The organism is Eisenbergiella sp. OF01-20, assembly GCF_003478085.1.
Lineage (GTDB): Bacteria > Bacillota > Clostridia > Lachnospirales > Lachnospiraceae > Eisenbergiella.
The window spans coordinates 131245-146359 of sequence record NZ_QUES01000010.1 but is presented as its reverse complement, the minus strand read 5'-3'; the positions used below and the strand labels follow the sequence as shown (position 1 = coordinate 146359).

Annotated in this window: 11 protein-coding genes; 1 reads left to right on the top strand and 10 read right to left on the bottom strand. The window is 50.9% G+C overall.

Annotated features, from left to right (window positions below):
- Window positions 1–110 precede the first annotated feature (110 nt).
- From topA to gpr, 8 genes are all read right to left on the bottom strand, one after another.
- On the bottom strand, window positions 111–2195 hold the full coding sequence (gene topA, locus DXA36_RS14015; RefSeq protein ID WP_118680192.1) for a type I DNA topoisomerase: 2085 nt from the start codon (window positions 2193–2195) through the stop codon (window positions 111–113).
- Window positions 2196–2420: 225 nt separating this feature from the next.
- The gene (dprA, locus tag DXA36_RS14010; RefSeq protein WP_118680191.1) at window positions 2421–3548 is read right to left on the bottom strand and encodes a DNA-processing protein DprA; all 1128 of its coding nucleotides are present in this window, start codon (window positions 3546–3548) and stop codon (window positions 2421–2423) included.
- A complete protein-coding gene (locus tag DXA36_RS14005; protein ID WP_118680190.1) occupies window positions 3541–5094 on the bottom strand; it encodes a YifB family Mg chelatase-like AAA ATPase in 1554 nt (517 codons plus the stop codon). Before DXA36_RS14005 ends, dprA begins: the two co-directional genes overlap by 8 nt.
- A 216-nt stretch (window positions 5095–5310) precedes the next feature.
- A complete protein-coding gene (gene sigK, locus DXA36_RS14000; RefSeq protein WP_118680189.1) occupies window positions 5311–5964 on the bottom strand; it encodes an RNA polymerase sporulation sigma factor SigK in 654 nt (217 codons plus the stop codon).
- 75 nt (window positions 5965–6039) lie between these two features.
- Window positions 6040–7260 carry a radical SAM family heme chaperone HemW gene (gene hemW, locus DXA36_RS13995; RefSeq protein ID WP_118680188.1) on the bottom strand — a complete coding sequence of 407 codons (1221 nt, stop codon included), beginning with the start codon at window positions 7258–7260 and terminating at the stop codon, window positions 6040–6042.
- Window positions 7261–7416: 156 nt separating this feature from the next.
- Window positions 7417–9231 carry a translation elongation factor 4 gene (gene lepA, locus DXA36_RS13990; RefSeq protein ID WP_118680187.1) on the bottom strand — a complete coding sequence of 605 codons (1815 nt, stop codon included), beginning with the start codon at window positions 9229–9231 and terminating at the stop codon, window positions 7417–7419.
- Between the two features lie 94 nt (window positions 9232–9325).
- A complete protein-coding gene (locus tag DXA36_RS13985; RefSeq protein ID WP_118680186.1) occupies window positions 9326–10645 on the bottom strand; it encodes a stage II sporulation protein P in 1320 nt (439 codons plus the stop codon).
- Between the two features lie 41 nt (window positions 10646–10686).
- The gene (gpr, locus tag DXA36_RS13980) at window positions 10687–11598 is read right to left on the bottom strand and encodes a GPR endopeptidase (RefSeq protein WP_118680185.1); all 912 of its coding nucleotides are present in this window, start codon (window positions 11596–11598) and stop codon (window positions 10687–10689) included.
- Window positions 11599–11844: 246 nt separating this feature from the next.
- Here gpr and rpsT point away from each other — a divergent pair, with 246 nt between their 5' ends.
- Window positions 11845–12108, top strand: a complete 264-nt coding sequence (gene rpsT, locus DXA36_RS13975; RefSeq protein ID WP_009253119.1) for a 30S ribosomal protein S20 — start codon at window positions 11845–11847, stop codon at window positions 12106–12108.
- Between the two features lie 141 nt (window positions 12109–12249).
- Here rpsT and DXA36_RS13970 read toward each other — a convergent pair whose 3' ends face one another.
- Window positions 12250–14697, bottom strand: a complete 2448-nt coding sequence (locus DXA36_RS13970) for a M56 family metallopeptidase (RefSeq protein WP_118680184.1) — start codon at window positions 14695–14697, stop codon at window positions 12250–12252.
- Window positions 14694–15092: a BlaI/MecI/CopY family transcriptional regulator gene (locus DXA36_RS13965; protein ID WP_118680183.1), complete on the bottom strand. Its 399-nt coding sequence runs from the start codon at window positions 15090–15092 to the stop codon at window positions 14694–14696. The genes DXA36_RS13970 and DXA36_RS13965 overlap by 4 nt, the downstream gene beginning before the upstream one ends.
- Between the last annotated feature and the right edge of the window lie 23 nt (window positions 15093–15115).

The window sequence follows — 15115 nt, the reverse complement described above, 5'->3', positions numbered from 1 at the left end:
ACACTATTGTAGCACAGACCCCCGTCAGACGCAACGCATTTTGTCACTCTGACCGTTGCAGCACTTGTTTACCGGACGACACAGACACATACAGCCATACTGAGCAGTTCTTATACTTCTTCCGATTTCTTTTCCATCACATAACCACATTCTTCGTTATAGCAGACCAGCTTATTTCCCTTTTCCAGCATCAGGGAACCGCACTGAGGGCACTTTGAAGCTGAAGGCTTCTGCCATACCATAAAATCACAATCCGGATTTCCGATACAGCCATAGTACTTCCTTCCCTTCTTTGTCTTTTTCAGCACGATATCCTTGCCGCACTTGGGACAAGCCACTCCCACTTTTTCAAAATAAGGTTTGGTATTGCGGCAGTCCGGGAAACCGGGACATGCCAGGAAGCGTCCGTGGGGACCATATTTTATGACCATCCTCCTGCCGCACAGTTCGCATTCTTCATCCGATTCTTCATCGGCTATCTGTACCTGTTCCAGTTCTTTTTCCGCCTGCTGCACCGCTTCATTCAAATCCGGATAAAAATTGGACACCACGGTTTTCCAGTTCACATTTCCTTCTTCCACACCGTCCAGAAGGGCTTCCATATTAGCGGTGAAGTTCACATCCACAATTGTGGGAAAGGCTTCCTTCATCATGCTGTTCACCACTTCTCCCAGTTCGGAAACATAAAGGTTCTTGTTTTCCTTCACCACATACCTTCTCGCCATTATGGTGGTAATGGTAGGCGCATAGGTGCTGGGGCGTCCGATGCCCTGTTCTTCCAGTGCCCTCACCAGGGAGGCTTCCGTATAATGGGCCGGGGGCTGTGTGAAATGCTGATCCTCCCGGAAGCTGTCAAAGGTAAGCTTTGTATTCTTATCAATTCCCTTAACAAGAGTATTGCTTTCCGCCTTCTCATCCTCTTCCTGGGTGTATACGCTCATAAAACCGTCGAACCTGATTTTACTTGCCGCTACGGTAAAACGGTGTTCGCCGGCATCAATCTTTACCGATGTTGTCTCATAAACAGCCGGTGTCATACGGCTGGCTACGAAACGTTTCCAGATAAGCTGGTACAGCCTGAACTGATCCCTGGAAAGGGATTCTTTCAGTTCCAACGGAATCCGGGATATATCCGTGGGGCGGATTGCTTCGTGGGCATCCTGTATTTTCTGCCCGCTTTTTTTCTCCTGGGTTTTGGCACCGGTATAGTCCGGCCCATAAGCCTTTTCAATGTATAAAGCCGCCTGATGCTCCGCTTCTTCGGATACTCTGGTGGAATCCGTACGCAGATAGGTGATGACACCGACCGTACCGTTTCCTTTGATATCTATTCCTTCATATAACTGCTGTGCAAGGCGCATGGTTTTCTGGGTCGAAAAATTCAGGACTTTACTCGCTTCCTGCTGAAGCGTGGAGGTGGTAAACGGCAGAGGGGCTTTTTTTACCCGCTCCCCCTTCTTCACATCCGACACCTGATAGGACGCACCTTCCAGATCCTTCTTTACCTTTTCCACATCGGCCGCACAGGTCAGATTCTGCTTCTGGCTCGTAGTGCCGTAGTATTTGGCGGTAAGCAGCTTCCTTTCACCCGGAAGCTTAAAAGAAGCATCCAGCGTCCAGTATTCCTCCGGTATAAAGGCATTGATTTCATCCTCTCTGTCACAGATCATACGAAGGGCCACCGACTGAACGCGCCCGGCGCTCAAGCCTCTTTTCACCTTCGCCCACAGCAGCGGGGATATACGGTATCCCACCATACGGTCAAGCTCCCGCCTGGCCTGCTGGGCGTCCACAAGTCCCATATCGATTTCCCTGGGATGCTTCAGAGACTCCTTCACCGCGTTTTTCGTTATTTCATTAAAGGTTATCCGGTAAATCTTCTTCCCGTTTTTTTCCAGGTTCAGCGCATTGGTCAGATGCCAGGAAATCGCCTCCCCCTCACGGTCAGGGTCCGTTGCCAGATATACTTTTTCCGCTTTTTTTACTTCCTTACGAAGATTCGCCAGGATGTCCCCCTTACCGCGGATAGTTATATATTTCGGTTCATAATCATGGTCGACATCAATTCCAAGCTGGCTTTTTGGCAGATCACGTACATGTCCGTTACTGGCCGCCACCTCATAATTCGGGCCAAGGAACTTCTTAATTGTTTTTACCTTTGCGGGTGATTCCACTATTACAAGATATTTTGCCATACAGACCTTTTATCTCCTTCTCCTTTGCGCCGACTGCGCAAAACTGTTCATACCCGTCATCTCCCATGCTGGGCAGCCGGACAGATACGAATTACCTGACATACTCAACCTTTGTCCGTCGATTCCTGACCGTAATCAAAACAGCCAGCAATCGTGAATCACTATACACCATATTTTCTGCCGTGGCAAGGAATTTTATAAAAAACTAATGTTTTCTTTATTAATTCAGAACTTTTCGCCGGACAGGAAAAAATATCCACCCTCCTGCCTGATGCGCCCCTCCATCTGCAGCTCCAGCAGCCTTTGCAGGAACTGGGGAAGTGTCAAGGAAAGGCCTCTTTTCTTCATTTCCCCATATATGGTATCCGCTGTGCGGGGTGTGAAATCCAAAAAGCCTTCCACGTCATCCTCCGCCTGCTTTTCGGAGGCAACCTTATCGGGATCCGCCGTTTTCTGAAGGAGTATGCTCCGGCTTCTGGCCAGTTCCTCCAGCAGTACGGCCGGGCTTCCGGCCACGCCCGCCCCCTGCCTGATCAGCTCATTACAGCCGCTGCTGAGGGCATCCGTTACTCTCCCGGGCACTACGAATACCTCTTTTCCCTGCTCCAGCGCCATATCTACGGTAATCAGGGTACCGCTTTTCTTTCTGGCTTCCACTACAAGCACCATATCGGAAAGACCGCTGATTATCCGGTTCCTCATAGGAAAAAAAATGGATTTGGGAGAGGTTCCCGGAGGGAATTCGGACAGGATTCCCCCCTGCCCGGGTATCTTGTCATAAATTTTCCTGTTTTCCACGGGATAACAGATATCCGCTCCGCAGCCCAGAACGGCATAGGTCTTACCCCCCGCCCGCAGAGCTGCTTCCTGGCTGATGCCGTCAATCCCTCTGGCAAGGCCGCTGATAACATTCACACCGGCTCCCGACAGGGCTGCCGCATATTGCGCCGCCGCGTATCTGCCGTATTCGGAACACATCCTGGCCCCTATCACAGCAACCGCCGGTTTTTCTTCTTCCGGCAGTCCGCCCCGGACATAGATTCCATTGGGGGGATCCGGGATAGCGCGCAGCCTGCGCGGATATTCCGGATCGGAAAAGGGGATAAAACGCATTCCTTTCAGGCACAGCTTCTGATAATCCTGTTTTACCTTTTTTTCCTGCCTGGCCTTCATAAAACCGGCAAGCTGGGACGGCGTAAGGATACCGGCCAAAACATCCTCTTGCATCCTATATACCTTTTCGGCACTTCCTGCCTTCTGCATAAGGCGTGAAACGGTAATCCTTCCTATTTCTTCTATATTACATAGCCAATAAGAAAATTCCCTTTCTTTTTCCATTTCCTCATTATTCATTGTTATTCCCCCAATATTTTCCGCCAGCCATGCGGTAGCAGGCCGCCTCACTTAAATGGATGGTTCCGATCCTGTCCTCTCCGTCCAAATCGGCCAGGGTTCGTGCCAGCCTTAATATCCTGTGGTATGCCCTGGCACTTAACCCCAGCGTATTGAATAACCGCTCCATATATTGCTGTTCGGTAAGGCCCAGACGGCAGAACCTGCGGATAGCGCCCGCCCCCAGCTGGGAATTGAACCGGATAGGGCATTCCTTATACCGTGCCTCCTGTCTGGCCCTTGCTTCCATCACCAGGCCGGCAAGCTGTCTGCTGCTCTTTCCCTTTTCTTTTCCCTCCCCCGTCAAGCCGGCAAATTCCATCCGGGGCACCTCCGTACAGATATCCATCCGATCCAGAATAGGGCCGGATATCCGGCTCAGATACCGCTGTACCTCTCCCGGGGTACAGCGGCACTGGTTCCGATCCGGATAATAACCGCAGGGGCAGGGATTCATTGCCGCCACCAACATAAAGTCCGCCGGATAGCTGTAGGTACCGCTGCTTCGGGCGATCTGTACCCGGTGTTCTTCCATGGGCTGTCTCAGCAGATCCAGTGTGTCCCTTTTAAATTCGGTGAGTTCGTCCAGAAACAGGATCCCTCTGTGAGCCAGGCTGATCACTCCCGGACGGGGAATCCGTCCGCCGCCGGTAAGGGCGTGGGAAGTGATGGTATGATGCGGATTTACAAAAGGCCTTTCCGTAACCAGCCCGCTTCCCTCCTCCAGCATACCCGCCACACTGTACACCTTGGTTACCTCCAGCTGCTCCCGGGCAGAAAGCGGAGGCAATATGGAGGGCATACTGCGGGCAATCATGGTTTTTCCCGTTCCGGGAGGCCCTATCATCAGCAGATGATGAAACCCGGCCGCCGCCACCACTGCCGCTCTCTTGGCACTTTCCTGTCCCTGGATTTCCCCGAAATCGGGGCCGTCCCTTCGTTTAGGCGCCTCGTTTTTTTCCTGCTCCGCCGCCTTTTCCGAGGTTCCTTTCCCTCCGGTCTGTAAGAGGCTGTCCAGCAATTCCTCCAGATGACTGGCTCCTGTGACCCGGATCCCTTCCACCAGCCCCGCTTCTTTGACGTTTTCCAGAGGGACAATACACCGGTTCAGGCCCTGCCGCTTAGCTTCCAGAACCATGGGAAGGATTCCCCGTACCGGCTTAATATCCCCATTCAGCCCCAGCTCTCCTGCCATCAGCGTGTCCTTTACATACTCCTGGGGCAGGATCCCCAGCGCCACAAGAATCCCCGCCGCCACAGGAAGATCGTAGGCGGTTCCTTCTTTATGGAGGCTGGCGGGAGATATATTCACGGTGATGCGGACAGGCGGAAGCACCACCTGTGCATTCTTCAGCGCCACACGGATGCGCTCCCTGGCCTCTTTCACCTCGCTGCCCAGAAGGCCCACCATCTCAAAGCCGGGCAGTCCCCTGGATACATCCACTTCCACCCGGGCCAGATAGCTTTCCATACCATGAAGCCCTCCGGTATAAATTGTACTGTACATTTTGTTTCTCCTTATCAGGAATGGGATTTCGATCGAATTGGATTATTGAGAATACTTAAATTATAGAGAATAACAGAAATAAAGAATGCGGGCGCCGCCGTTTCCCCCCTGCCCGGGTCTTTTCCCGGCGGCAGTGCTGCAGTCCTGGCAAAAGGCTCAGGCAAGGGAGGGAAAGGAAGGCTGGACTGCATACTGCAATTTTCTTATGTATACCGGTTACAGGTAATGAACTTCCATTTTTTCAAAACCTTCCCGCAGTTTGGTCAGTGCTCTTTTTTCAATACGGGAAACATAGCTCCTGGAAATGTTCAGCTTTTTCCCGATTTCACGCTGTGTGACCTCTTCTCCTCCGTACAGCCCGTAACGCAGGCATATAATTTCTTTTTCCCTGTCGGTCAGCAGGGAATTGATCAGACCCGAAAGCTTGCCCAGACTTCTTTCCAGTTCCATCTGGTCCACAATATCCGGCTGTTCCTGCGGCGTTACATCCAGCAGGCTGATCTCGTTTCCTTCCCGGTCGGTACCGATAGGATCATAAAGCGAAACCTCACGGGATGTCTTTTTTTTGCTTCTGAGCATCATCAGGAGCTCGTTATCTATGCACCTGGCCGCATAGGTGGCCAGCTTGCTGTTTTTGGATGCGTCAAAGGATTCCACTGCTTTGATCAGACCTATCGTCCCAATGGAAATCAGGTCCTCCATATCTTCATCCACGTTCTGATACTTTTTTGCGATATGGGCTACCAGCCGCAGATTTCGCTCTATTAGTACCTGCTTGGCTTCCCTGGCTTTTACGCCGTCACTCCCCCGCAGCGCTTCCAGACACGCGCTTTCCTCCTCTTTCGACAGTGGTTTCAGAAAGGTTTTCAAAAGGAGCCCCCATAGTCAATTTAATACTATTCTATGTGGCGAAGAGAGTTATAGTGCCAGTACTTTTCGAAACCTTTAGGCGAAAAGAAATTCAGAAAGGGCATAGTTGCTCACATCGATCCCCCATTCTGTCAGCCGGTACCGGCTGTCTTCCCCGTCCGCAGCCGCCCCGCTCCCGCAGACAAGAAGCCCCTCAGACATCAGCTTACGGAGGGCTTCCCTGTAAACTTCTTCAAGGGGGATGTGAAATTCCCGGTAAAAGCGGCGGGAGGATACCCCTTCCGTCATACGCAGTCCCAAAAACATGAACTCTTCCATCTGTTCCTGCCGGGAAAGATGTTGAACCGCCTGCTTCAAAGGCGTCACCAGTCCTGCCGTACCGGAAGCTTCCATATATTGTCTGAGATCCGGTGTATTGCTCCACCGCACATTTTCCAAAAGAGAAGCCGCTCCCAGGCCAAATCCGGCATAATCGGTCCTTTCCCAGTAAGAAATATTATGACGGCAGGCAAATCCGGGAAGAGAATAATTGGAAATCTCATAGCGGCCATATCCGGCTTCCGCCAGAAATACTTTGGTCTGTCCGTACATCAGCCGGTCCTCCTCTTCTGTGGGAAGCGCTTTGCAGCCACGGGGTGCCGCCGCTTCACCGTACATTTCATAAAAGGGGGTTCCCTCTTCTATAATAAGACTGTAGGCAGAAATATGTTCCGGTTTCAGCCGCACGGTTTTTTCCAATGTTTCCATCCATCCTCCCGGCGTCTGTCCGGGCAGCGCGCTCATGAGATCAATATTGATATTGGCAAAACCTTCTTTCCTTGCCAGCTCATAGCTGCACAGAAAATCCTTCCAGGTATGGATACGCCCCAGGGCTTTGAGTTCCTCATCAGATGCGGACTGCAGGCCGATGCTCAGCCGGTTTATCCCTGCGCGGCGATAATCCGCCAGCTTTTCCGGCGTCAGCGTACCCGGATTGGCTTCCATGGTAACTTCCGCCCCGCCTTCTTCTGCAGAAAAAGAAAATACCGTATGCAGGCAATCCATAATACGCCGGATCTGTTCCCCGGAAAGAAGGGAGGGCGTACCTCCGCCAAAAAAAACGGTTTTCACCTCATGGCCGTCATAAAGAGGCGCCTGCGCACGGATTTCATGAAGCAGCGCTTCCACATATTCTATTTTCGTCTGTTCATCACCGGGAGCCGACAGAAAATCACAATAAAGACATTTGCGGATGCAAAAGGGAATGTGTAAATAGATACCAAGGGGACGTTTGCTGCACCTAGCTGTTTGCTGCATGTTTCTTATTCCTTTTCCGGTTAAGAAAACCCCTTCGTCTGTTTTCCAGCATAGCAGAAAATGACCTTCCTGAAAAGGGGTTGTATTATTAAAAGTTTCTAAACTGTGAAAAAGCCCATGCAGACAAAAGAACCACCATCTGCATGGGTTTTCCGGCTATTTCTTATCGTCCAGCTTCAGCACGCTCATGAAGGCTTCCTGGGGAATCTCCACATTGCCTACCTGGCGCATGCGCTTCTTGCCTTCCTTCTGTTTTTCCAGAAGCTTTTTCTTACGGGTGATATCGCCGCCGTAGCACTTGGCAAGCACGTCCTTGCGCATGGCCTTCACGGTTTCCCTGGCGATAATCTTCCCACCCACGGCAGCCTGGATAGGGATTTCAAACAGATGCCGGGGGATTTCCTCTTTCAGCTTCTCACACATTCTGCGTCCCCGCTCATAAGCGCTGTCCCTGTGTACAATGAACGACAGGGCATCCACTTCCTCCCGGTTGATCAGGATGTCCAGCTTCACAAGCTCCGACTGTTCGTAGCCTTTCAGCTCATAATCAAAGGAGGCATAGCCTTTGGAACGGGATTTGAGGGCATCGAAGAAGTCGTAAATGATTTCGTTCAGGGGAAGCTCATATTTCAGAAGGGCCCTCTTTTCTTCCATATATTCCATGCTCAGATAACGGCCCCTGCGCTCCTGGCACAGCTCCATAATAGAACCGATGTATTCACTGGTCACCATGATTTCCGAGCTGACTATAGGTTCTTCCATATATTCTATTATGGAAGGATCCGGCAGATTGGAAGGATTCGTCAGCTCCATGATCTCTCCGTTTGTCTTATGCACTTTATATACTACGCCCGGAGCCGTTGTTACGAGATCCAGGTTATATTCCCGTTCCAGTCTCTCTTCAATCACTTCCAGATGAAGAAGTCCCAAAAAGCCGCAGCGGAAGCCGAAGCCAAGGGCTGCGGAGGTTTCCGGTTCATAAAAGAGGGATGCGTCATTCAGCCGCAGTTTTTCCAGCGCATCCCGCAGATCCGGATACTTTGCCCCGTCCGCAGGATACATGCCGCAGTATACCATGGGATTTACCTTCTTATAGCCGGGAAGGGGGTTTGCACAGGGCCTGCGGGCATCCGTCACCGTATCACCTACTGCGGTATCCTTGACATTCTTAATGGAAGCGGTAAGATAGCCGACCATTCCTGCGGAAAGCTCTTCACAGGGAATGAACTGCCCCGCGCCAAAATAACCCACCTCCACGACTTCCTCCTGGGCTCCGGTTGCCATCATACGGATGAGGGTCCCTTTGCTCACCTTTCCTTCCATGATGCGGCAAAAAATAATAACCCCTTTATAAGGATCATACAGGGAATCAAAAATAAGCGCCTGAAGAGGGTTGTCCGCACTTCCGCCGGGAGCAGGGATCTTGGTAACGATCTGCTCCAGCACCTCATCTATGCCTATGCCGTTTTTGGCGGAAATCAAAGGGGCGTCATGGGCTTCCAGCCCGATGACATCCTCAATTTCTTCTTTTACCCGGTCCGGCTCCGCGCTGGGAAGGTCTATTTTATTGATAACAGGGAAAACGTCCAGATCATGATCCAATGCCATATATACGTTGGCGAGGGTCTGGGCTTCAATTCCCTGGGCGGCGTCCACGACAAGCACCGCTCCGTCACAGGCGGCAAGAGATCGGCTGACCTCATAGTTAAAATCCACATGGCCGGGGGTATCAATCAGGTTAAAAATGTACTCCTCCCCGTTCCTGGCCTTGTATACGGTACGGACCGCCTGGGATTTGATGGTGATGCCCCTCTCCCTTTCCAGATCCATATTATCCAGCACCTGTTCCTGCATTTCCCTGCTGGTCAGAAGGCCGGTCTGTTCTATGATCCGGTCCGCCAGCGTGGATTTGCCGTGGTCGATATGGGCGATAATACAGAAATTCCTGATTTTGCTCTGATCTATAGACATAAAATTCCTCCAAGTCTTTTGCATATATGCAACGGACATGTCAAGTGTATATGTGACGTTCCAGCACCAAGTATAGCAAAATCAGGGGTAACGGTCAATACAAACCCTTACCGGATAATTCCAGATCCAGGATATGGGCTATGGGCGCACAGGCATTTTTTATTTCCTCCACGGTATTGGTCTGGGCGCCTAATTCGATCAGCAGGGAACGGGGCCGCAGATGCATGTTATAACGGTAACCCTTCAGATATATCCTTCTGGTCAGGCCCGGATAATATTCGTTGGCTATTACCTGCATCTGGAAAGAAAATGCCAGGTTGTCGTCTATGTACGGATTCTGCAGGTATTCCACATCACCATGCGCCTTCGTATAAGAAAGGCCGTTAAAAAACATGAACTGGGCCGTAGGTTTCCCGTTCAGATCCGTCACAAGCTTTCTTCCCTCCAGCACCTCATCCCGGTGCAGGTCAATCACCACCTCGATTGTGGGATTTTCCGCCAGCACCTGTTCGATGGCAGGAAGGGAATTGGAGTAGGCATAATCCCTGGACTCCACATCATACTCGCCCAGATGGTGGATGACGTTATAGCCGTATTCTTCCCGCAGGATCTGCGCCAGCAGCTCCCCTGCCCCCATGATCGTCGTGGACGTATCCCCGGGAACGGAATCCACAAAATCCTCCTGGGAGTGGGTATGGTAAATCAATATCTGGGGCACATCCGGATTTTTGGTAATCGCCATGGTTTTTCCCAGCAGCGCATCCAGGTTCAGGCGTTTGGAGCTGGCTTCCGTCGTGGCATCCACCGCGTAGAATTCCTTGATCAGGGCATCAAAATCCTGATAATAGCTCCAGTTATATTCCTGGACTCTCCCCGCCGCCTTGATGAAACCGAACGGATCCTCCGCCGGTGCCTGGGGTTCCTGTGTTTCCGCATTTTCCCCCTGGCCTGTCTGATTTTCTTCCTGCAACAGCTGCGTCATATTATCATCCAGGCGGATCTTGCCCTCCGAGGTTTCCGGTACCTCCAGCGCATCCCCATCTTCGCTTTCCGTATACTCGCTCGCCCCTTCCAGCAGCAGGATTTTTTCATAGGTACTCCCGCTCTCCGTCTGCAGGTCCTCCTCATCCTGGCTTCCCGCATAAGCATAAAGGGGGATCTGCTGGCCCAATATCTGGTCAAACCACCCTTTACCCGACATGCTGCCCTTATCCGCAAAGGCAAAGGAAGGAAGCCAGACATTCAGCACCCCTTCCTGCGCTCTGGCTGTGAGCACCTCCTTCCAGGAGAAATGCTCCCCATCAGAGTCCCCGGCGGCGCTGCGGCTGGAAAACAGGAAATCCGCCAGTGCAATAATAAGAAGCACAAGCACACATTTATGAAAAATTTTTCTTCCATTCCATTTTTTATTCATAGAAGAATATATGCACCTGCACTTCTCATTTATGCAGATTCTCAGGCAATATCCAAAGCTATATTTATTGCCTCCGAAATAGTAAAGCTAAGGCGTTTCACAGTTTCATCAATATCCTTGCTGGTCACATACATGTTATTCAGTTCGGACAGTGCCTTGGGGTGCTCCCTGTTGAAGAAACAGCCTTCCTCCCCGCTCTCCTGTATCATGCTTTCGATAGCATCTCCCACAATAGTTGCAGCATCCACTACCGTGGGCACGCCGATGGCAATCACAGGAACTCCCAGGGTTTCTTTATTCATGGCGTTCCTATGGTTGCCCACGCCGGAGCCCGGATGGATCCCCGCATCGGAAATCTGGATGGTCCGGTTCAGGCGCTTTGTGCTCCGGGCCGCCAGGGCATCCACAACAATCAGGACGTCCGGCCTGGTCTGTTCCACCACACCTTTGACAATTTCTGCAGTTTCCATTCCCGTCATTGCCATGACTCCCGGCACGATACTGCTGATCTGATGCATTTTTTCGCGGCCGTAAGCAGCTTTTCCGTACTCCATTATCACATGTCTGCTGATAAAAAGATTATCCACAACCTCCGGTCCCAGCGCATCCGCCGTAACATCCCGGTTTCCAAGTCCTACCACCAGGATAGATTGCTCCTTCTCGATATCCGGGATCAGCTTTCTCAGCTGTTTGGCCAGTTCCTCCGAAACCTCTCTGTGATAGTCCTCATCCGGCTCCATCAACGCCGGGGCTTCCAGCGTAACATAGGTGCCCATCGGTTTGCCCATGGCCTTTGCGCCGTTTTTCGTATCAATGATGACACGGGTGATCTGCACTTCACTTTTGGGGTTTGAGAATTCTTCCACCCGGACACCGCGCAGTTCTCCGTCCGCTTCCGTAATGCTTTCCCTGGCTTCCAATGCCAGGTCCGTTCTTACCTGAAAACAACTCATCTGTACTCTCCCGCTCTTCCCTTTACTTTAACTTATGCGTCCGGCTTATTCTTGCCCGCTGACTTTCCGGGGGCCGGACCGCGCATATGCCTATTTTTTGCAAAAATAAATAAATTATGTATTGACATATAAGAAGCTGTCCGATAGAATATATTCGTATGTTTCCTTAGAACGACCGTGTCCGGGTTTAATGAAACATTTTCATAAGGAATAAGAAAAATTCACTTGAAAATGGAGGTGAAAATCTTGGCTAACATCAAATCTGCTAAGAAGAGAATTCTGGTTAACAGAACCAAAGCTGACAGAAACAAAGCTATCAAGTCTGGTGTGAAAACTTCTATCAAGAAGGTATACACAGCTATTGAAGCTGGTGATAAGAGCGCAGCACAGTCTGCTCTTCTCGCTGCCACATCTACTATTGATAAGGCAACAACCAAAGGTGTATATCACAAAAATACAGCATCCAGAAAGGTGTCCCGTCTTTCTAAAGCTGTAAACCAGATGGCATAATTCAGATATACGGAGTATATGCTAAAATCCCCATCCTATACCGTCATGTAGGATGAGGATTTTTTTATTTTCAGAAAATTCCATGAATCCGGGAAGGCTGCGCACTCCAAAGTAAAGATTCATGGAAGCGGCCGCGGGGAACTAAACGTCCTCCTGATCGGAAAAATGCGTCACTCTCCCGTTGTCATCAATGTAAAGATAGTATCTCCCCTCTTCCACCTCCAGATAGAGAGGATACCTTCCCCCTTCTTCAAAGCATTCCAGCCAGAACAGTTGATGCTCCTCCAGTATTTGTTCCGCTTCTTCCACCGTGCTTCCCTTTTCGCACTGCGCCAGGATGGAACGGATATCCGCATCGGTCAGGGAACAGACGGCAATAGGGACAAAGCTGTCCGAATAGTTTTTTGTGACAGGCTGCAGCATATCCCCGTCCAGCTCAATAGTTTTAGTTTTTGTTCCCAAATCCAGGCCGCAGGCCAAAAGGGTGCCGTCCTTCAGCTGTACGAACAGGTTATCATTGTAGCTGGTATTGTAAGAAGCAAACTCCGGTATGGCGGTACGGCTGTCACGGAATGCCATTCGCTCCGGCCAAACCATTTTAACATTGCCGAGTACTTTTTGGGGCGTCCGGACATAATCATCCGCTGTCACCGGTGTGCCGCACTGGCCCCATATATTAAAGCCCCATGTATATAATTCCCCGTCTCTGGTTATGGCCGCCCCGGTCCAGTTTCCCGTCGTGGCATAGATACAGTCCTCCAGCATCAGGCGGGGGCTGGTATACATCATTTTACGGGGATTTTCAGGCCATTCCTCATAAGCCCAATAGCCATCCGAATTCGGGCTTCCATAGGCAGTGGCGGATAAAGCCTTGTATTCTCCCCACCACCAGACACTTCCGTCCTCCTTTAAGGCTACAATAGAATACATTCCCGCCCGGGCAAAAGCTACCTGCTCCATGAGCAGAGTCGGTTCCAAAACCGGAACATAGCGGCTATAATCATAAAGCACCTGCTCCCCGTCCAACGGTTTTCTTAAAACTCCCATCAGATTAGATCCCATTCCATACAGGTTTCCGTCTTCCGTCAGATAGATGGTAAAATAACCGTTGACAGATTGATCTACGGAAACCACATGTTCCGCAATTCTGACAGGCTCCCCGTAATATGTGTCATCCGTATCCTTTTTTCCGATTCCCAGCTGCCCGAAACTATTCCGGCCATATCCCCAGAGCACCTTATCCTCATCGATATAAAAATGGTTGTCCAACGTAACGCGATTGGTCGTATAGTACAGCTCCGGCTGAAAAGGCTCCTCCAGATACAGATCCGCAACAGAGTCGACCCGGAAGGTTTTCACGGGCTTCACGGCGGGTTCTTCCTCCCCGTCATTTCCCTTCCCGCCTTTCTCTTCACCTGCGGCCATTTCTTCTCCGGCACCGCTCGTACCGCCGCTGCCGTCCCTTCCGGCAAATACCAGCGACATGGAAAAAACGGAAACTGCCGCCAGCAGTACAAGGGCTGCCGCATAGCCGGTCTTATTCTTTTTGTCGGTAAAAAGGTTATCAAGCCTTTCCTTCATTGTTTTTCTCCCCGCTGAGAAACGGGCGGAATATGCCGTACTTTTTCCCCGGGTACGTGTTACCAACATATAAGCATAACGCTTTTTTTCCTCCGGCCCCATCTTTCTGGTCGCCCGGCTGTCACAAACGCACTCCACATCACAAAAGGCCATCCGTTTCATGAACCGGAGAACCGGATTAAACCAATACAGATCACAGACAGCCACCATCAGAAGCTTGTACCATAAGTCACCATATTTGTAATGACACAGTTCATGACGCAGCATCGCTTCCCGTTCCGGTGCCCGGCAGGAAGCCTCATCAAGCAGAAGCACCGGTTTGATGTATCCGGTTACCATTGGGGTATCGACGGTATCACTGATCAGCAGGGGGAGTGTCCTGTTGATGCCATATTCCCGGAAAAGCTTCTCTGCAAGGCACTCTGTCTCTTTATCCCTGCAGGGACGAGCCGTTTCCAAAAGACATTTTCTGGTATGCAGATACTGGGAGATATGGAATCTGGCCGCCGCCAGAATGCCTGCCAGCCAAAAGCACACAAGAAGAACAGACAAGGGCAGCCGGCTTTTGAACATACCGGACTCCGGCAGACCGGTTTCCAAATCCGCTTTCAAGCGTTCTCCCTTCTCTGCGGCAGCAGGAATCTCCGGATCCGCTTCCTCCCCTGCCGCCATGGAATCCTGCGGGCTTCCGGCACCCTCCCCGGAATCCGGCACCGCACCTGCCTCCTCTTGTTCCTTCAAACCATTTGCTATAGCCGCAGCTGAATCAACCTGCCGGTTGTTTACAGGCCCGTTCAGTTCCACCCGGATCAGGGGCAGCTGACCCGATATCTCTGCAAAGGATATGGTTGCCGGTATTAATAAGCGCAGCCCAAGAAACAGCCAGACCATTTTTCTCCACCGGTAACCGGATCCGCCCCTTAAACAAAGCGAAAGAAGCCAGACCAGCCCGATGGTCAGGTCGGTAATCAGGGTTATCTTTAAAACGCCGGATAGAAAGGCACTCATCTTTTATTTCCTCCGGATGGTGTATGTTTCCTGGTTTTACTGTCTATAAAGTCCTGCAGGCAGGCGATATCTTCATCGCTCAATTCCTCTCCGTCATAAAGAGCTGTGGCAAAATTGGATATAGAGCCCCCGAACATTCTTTTTAATATGTTGCGTCCGGTTTCCTTCAAATAGGGATCTTTTTCCACCCGTGCGCTGTAATAATTGATTTTTCCTCTCTTCTCCCGTTCGACAAAACCTCGTTCCTCCAGACGGGATAACAGGGACAGGATCGTGCTGGGAAGCACTTCCCTGCCCTCATCCATCTTTTCTTCGATTTCCATTCTGGTAACCGGTTCCCCCGCATCCCATATAATCATCATCAGTTCCAGCTCCGCATCCGGCAGTTTTTTCATGGCAATTCCCCCTCCGTTTTAAA

Coding starts and splice junctions, on each gene's coding strand:
- topA (WP_118680192.1), bottom strand. CDS start 2,195: ATGGCAAAATATCTTGTAATAGTGGAATCACCCGCAAAGGTAAAAACA.
- dprA (WP_118680191.1), bottom strand. CDS start 3,548: ATGAATAATGAGGAAATGGAAAAAGAAAGGGAATTTTCTTATTGGCTA.
- DXA36_RS14005 (WP_118680190.1), bottom strand. CDS start 5,094: ATGTACAGTACAATTTATACCGGAGGGCTTCATGGTATGGAAAGCTAT.
- hemW (WP_118680188.1), bottom strand. CDS start 7,260: ATGCAGCAAACAGCTAGGTGCAGCAAACGTCCCCTTGGTATCTATTTA.
- lepA (WP_118680187.1), bottom strand. CDS start 9,231: ATGTCTATAGATCAGAGCAAAATCAGGAATTTCTGTATTATCGCCCAT.
- DXA36_RS13985 (WP_118680186.1), bottom strand. CDS start 10,645: ATGAATAAAAAATGGAATGGAAGAAAAATTTTTCATAAATGTGTGCTT.
- gpr (WP_118680185.1), bottom strand. CDS start 11,598: ATGAGTTGTTTTCAGGTAAGAACGGACCTGGCATTGGAAGCCAGGGAA.
- DXA36_RS13970 (WP_118680184.1), bottom strand. CDS start 14,697: ATGAGTGCCTTTCTATCCGGCGTTTTAAAGATAACCCTGATTACCGAC.
- DXA36_RS13965 (WP_118680183.1), bottom strand. CDS start 15,092: ATGAAAAAACTGCCGGATGCGGAGCTGGAACTGATGATGATTATATGG.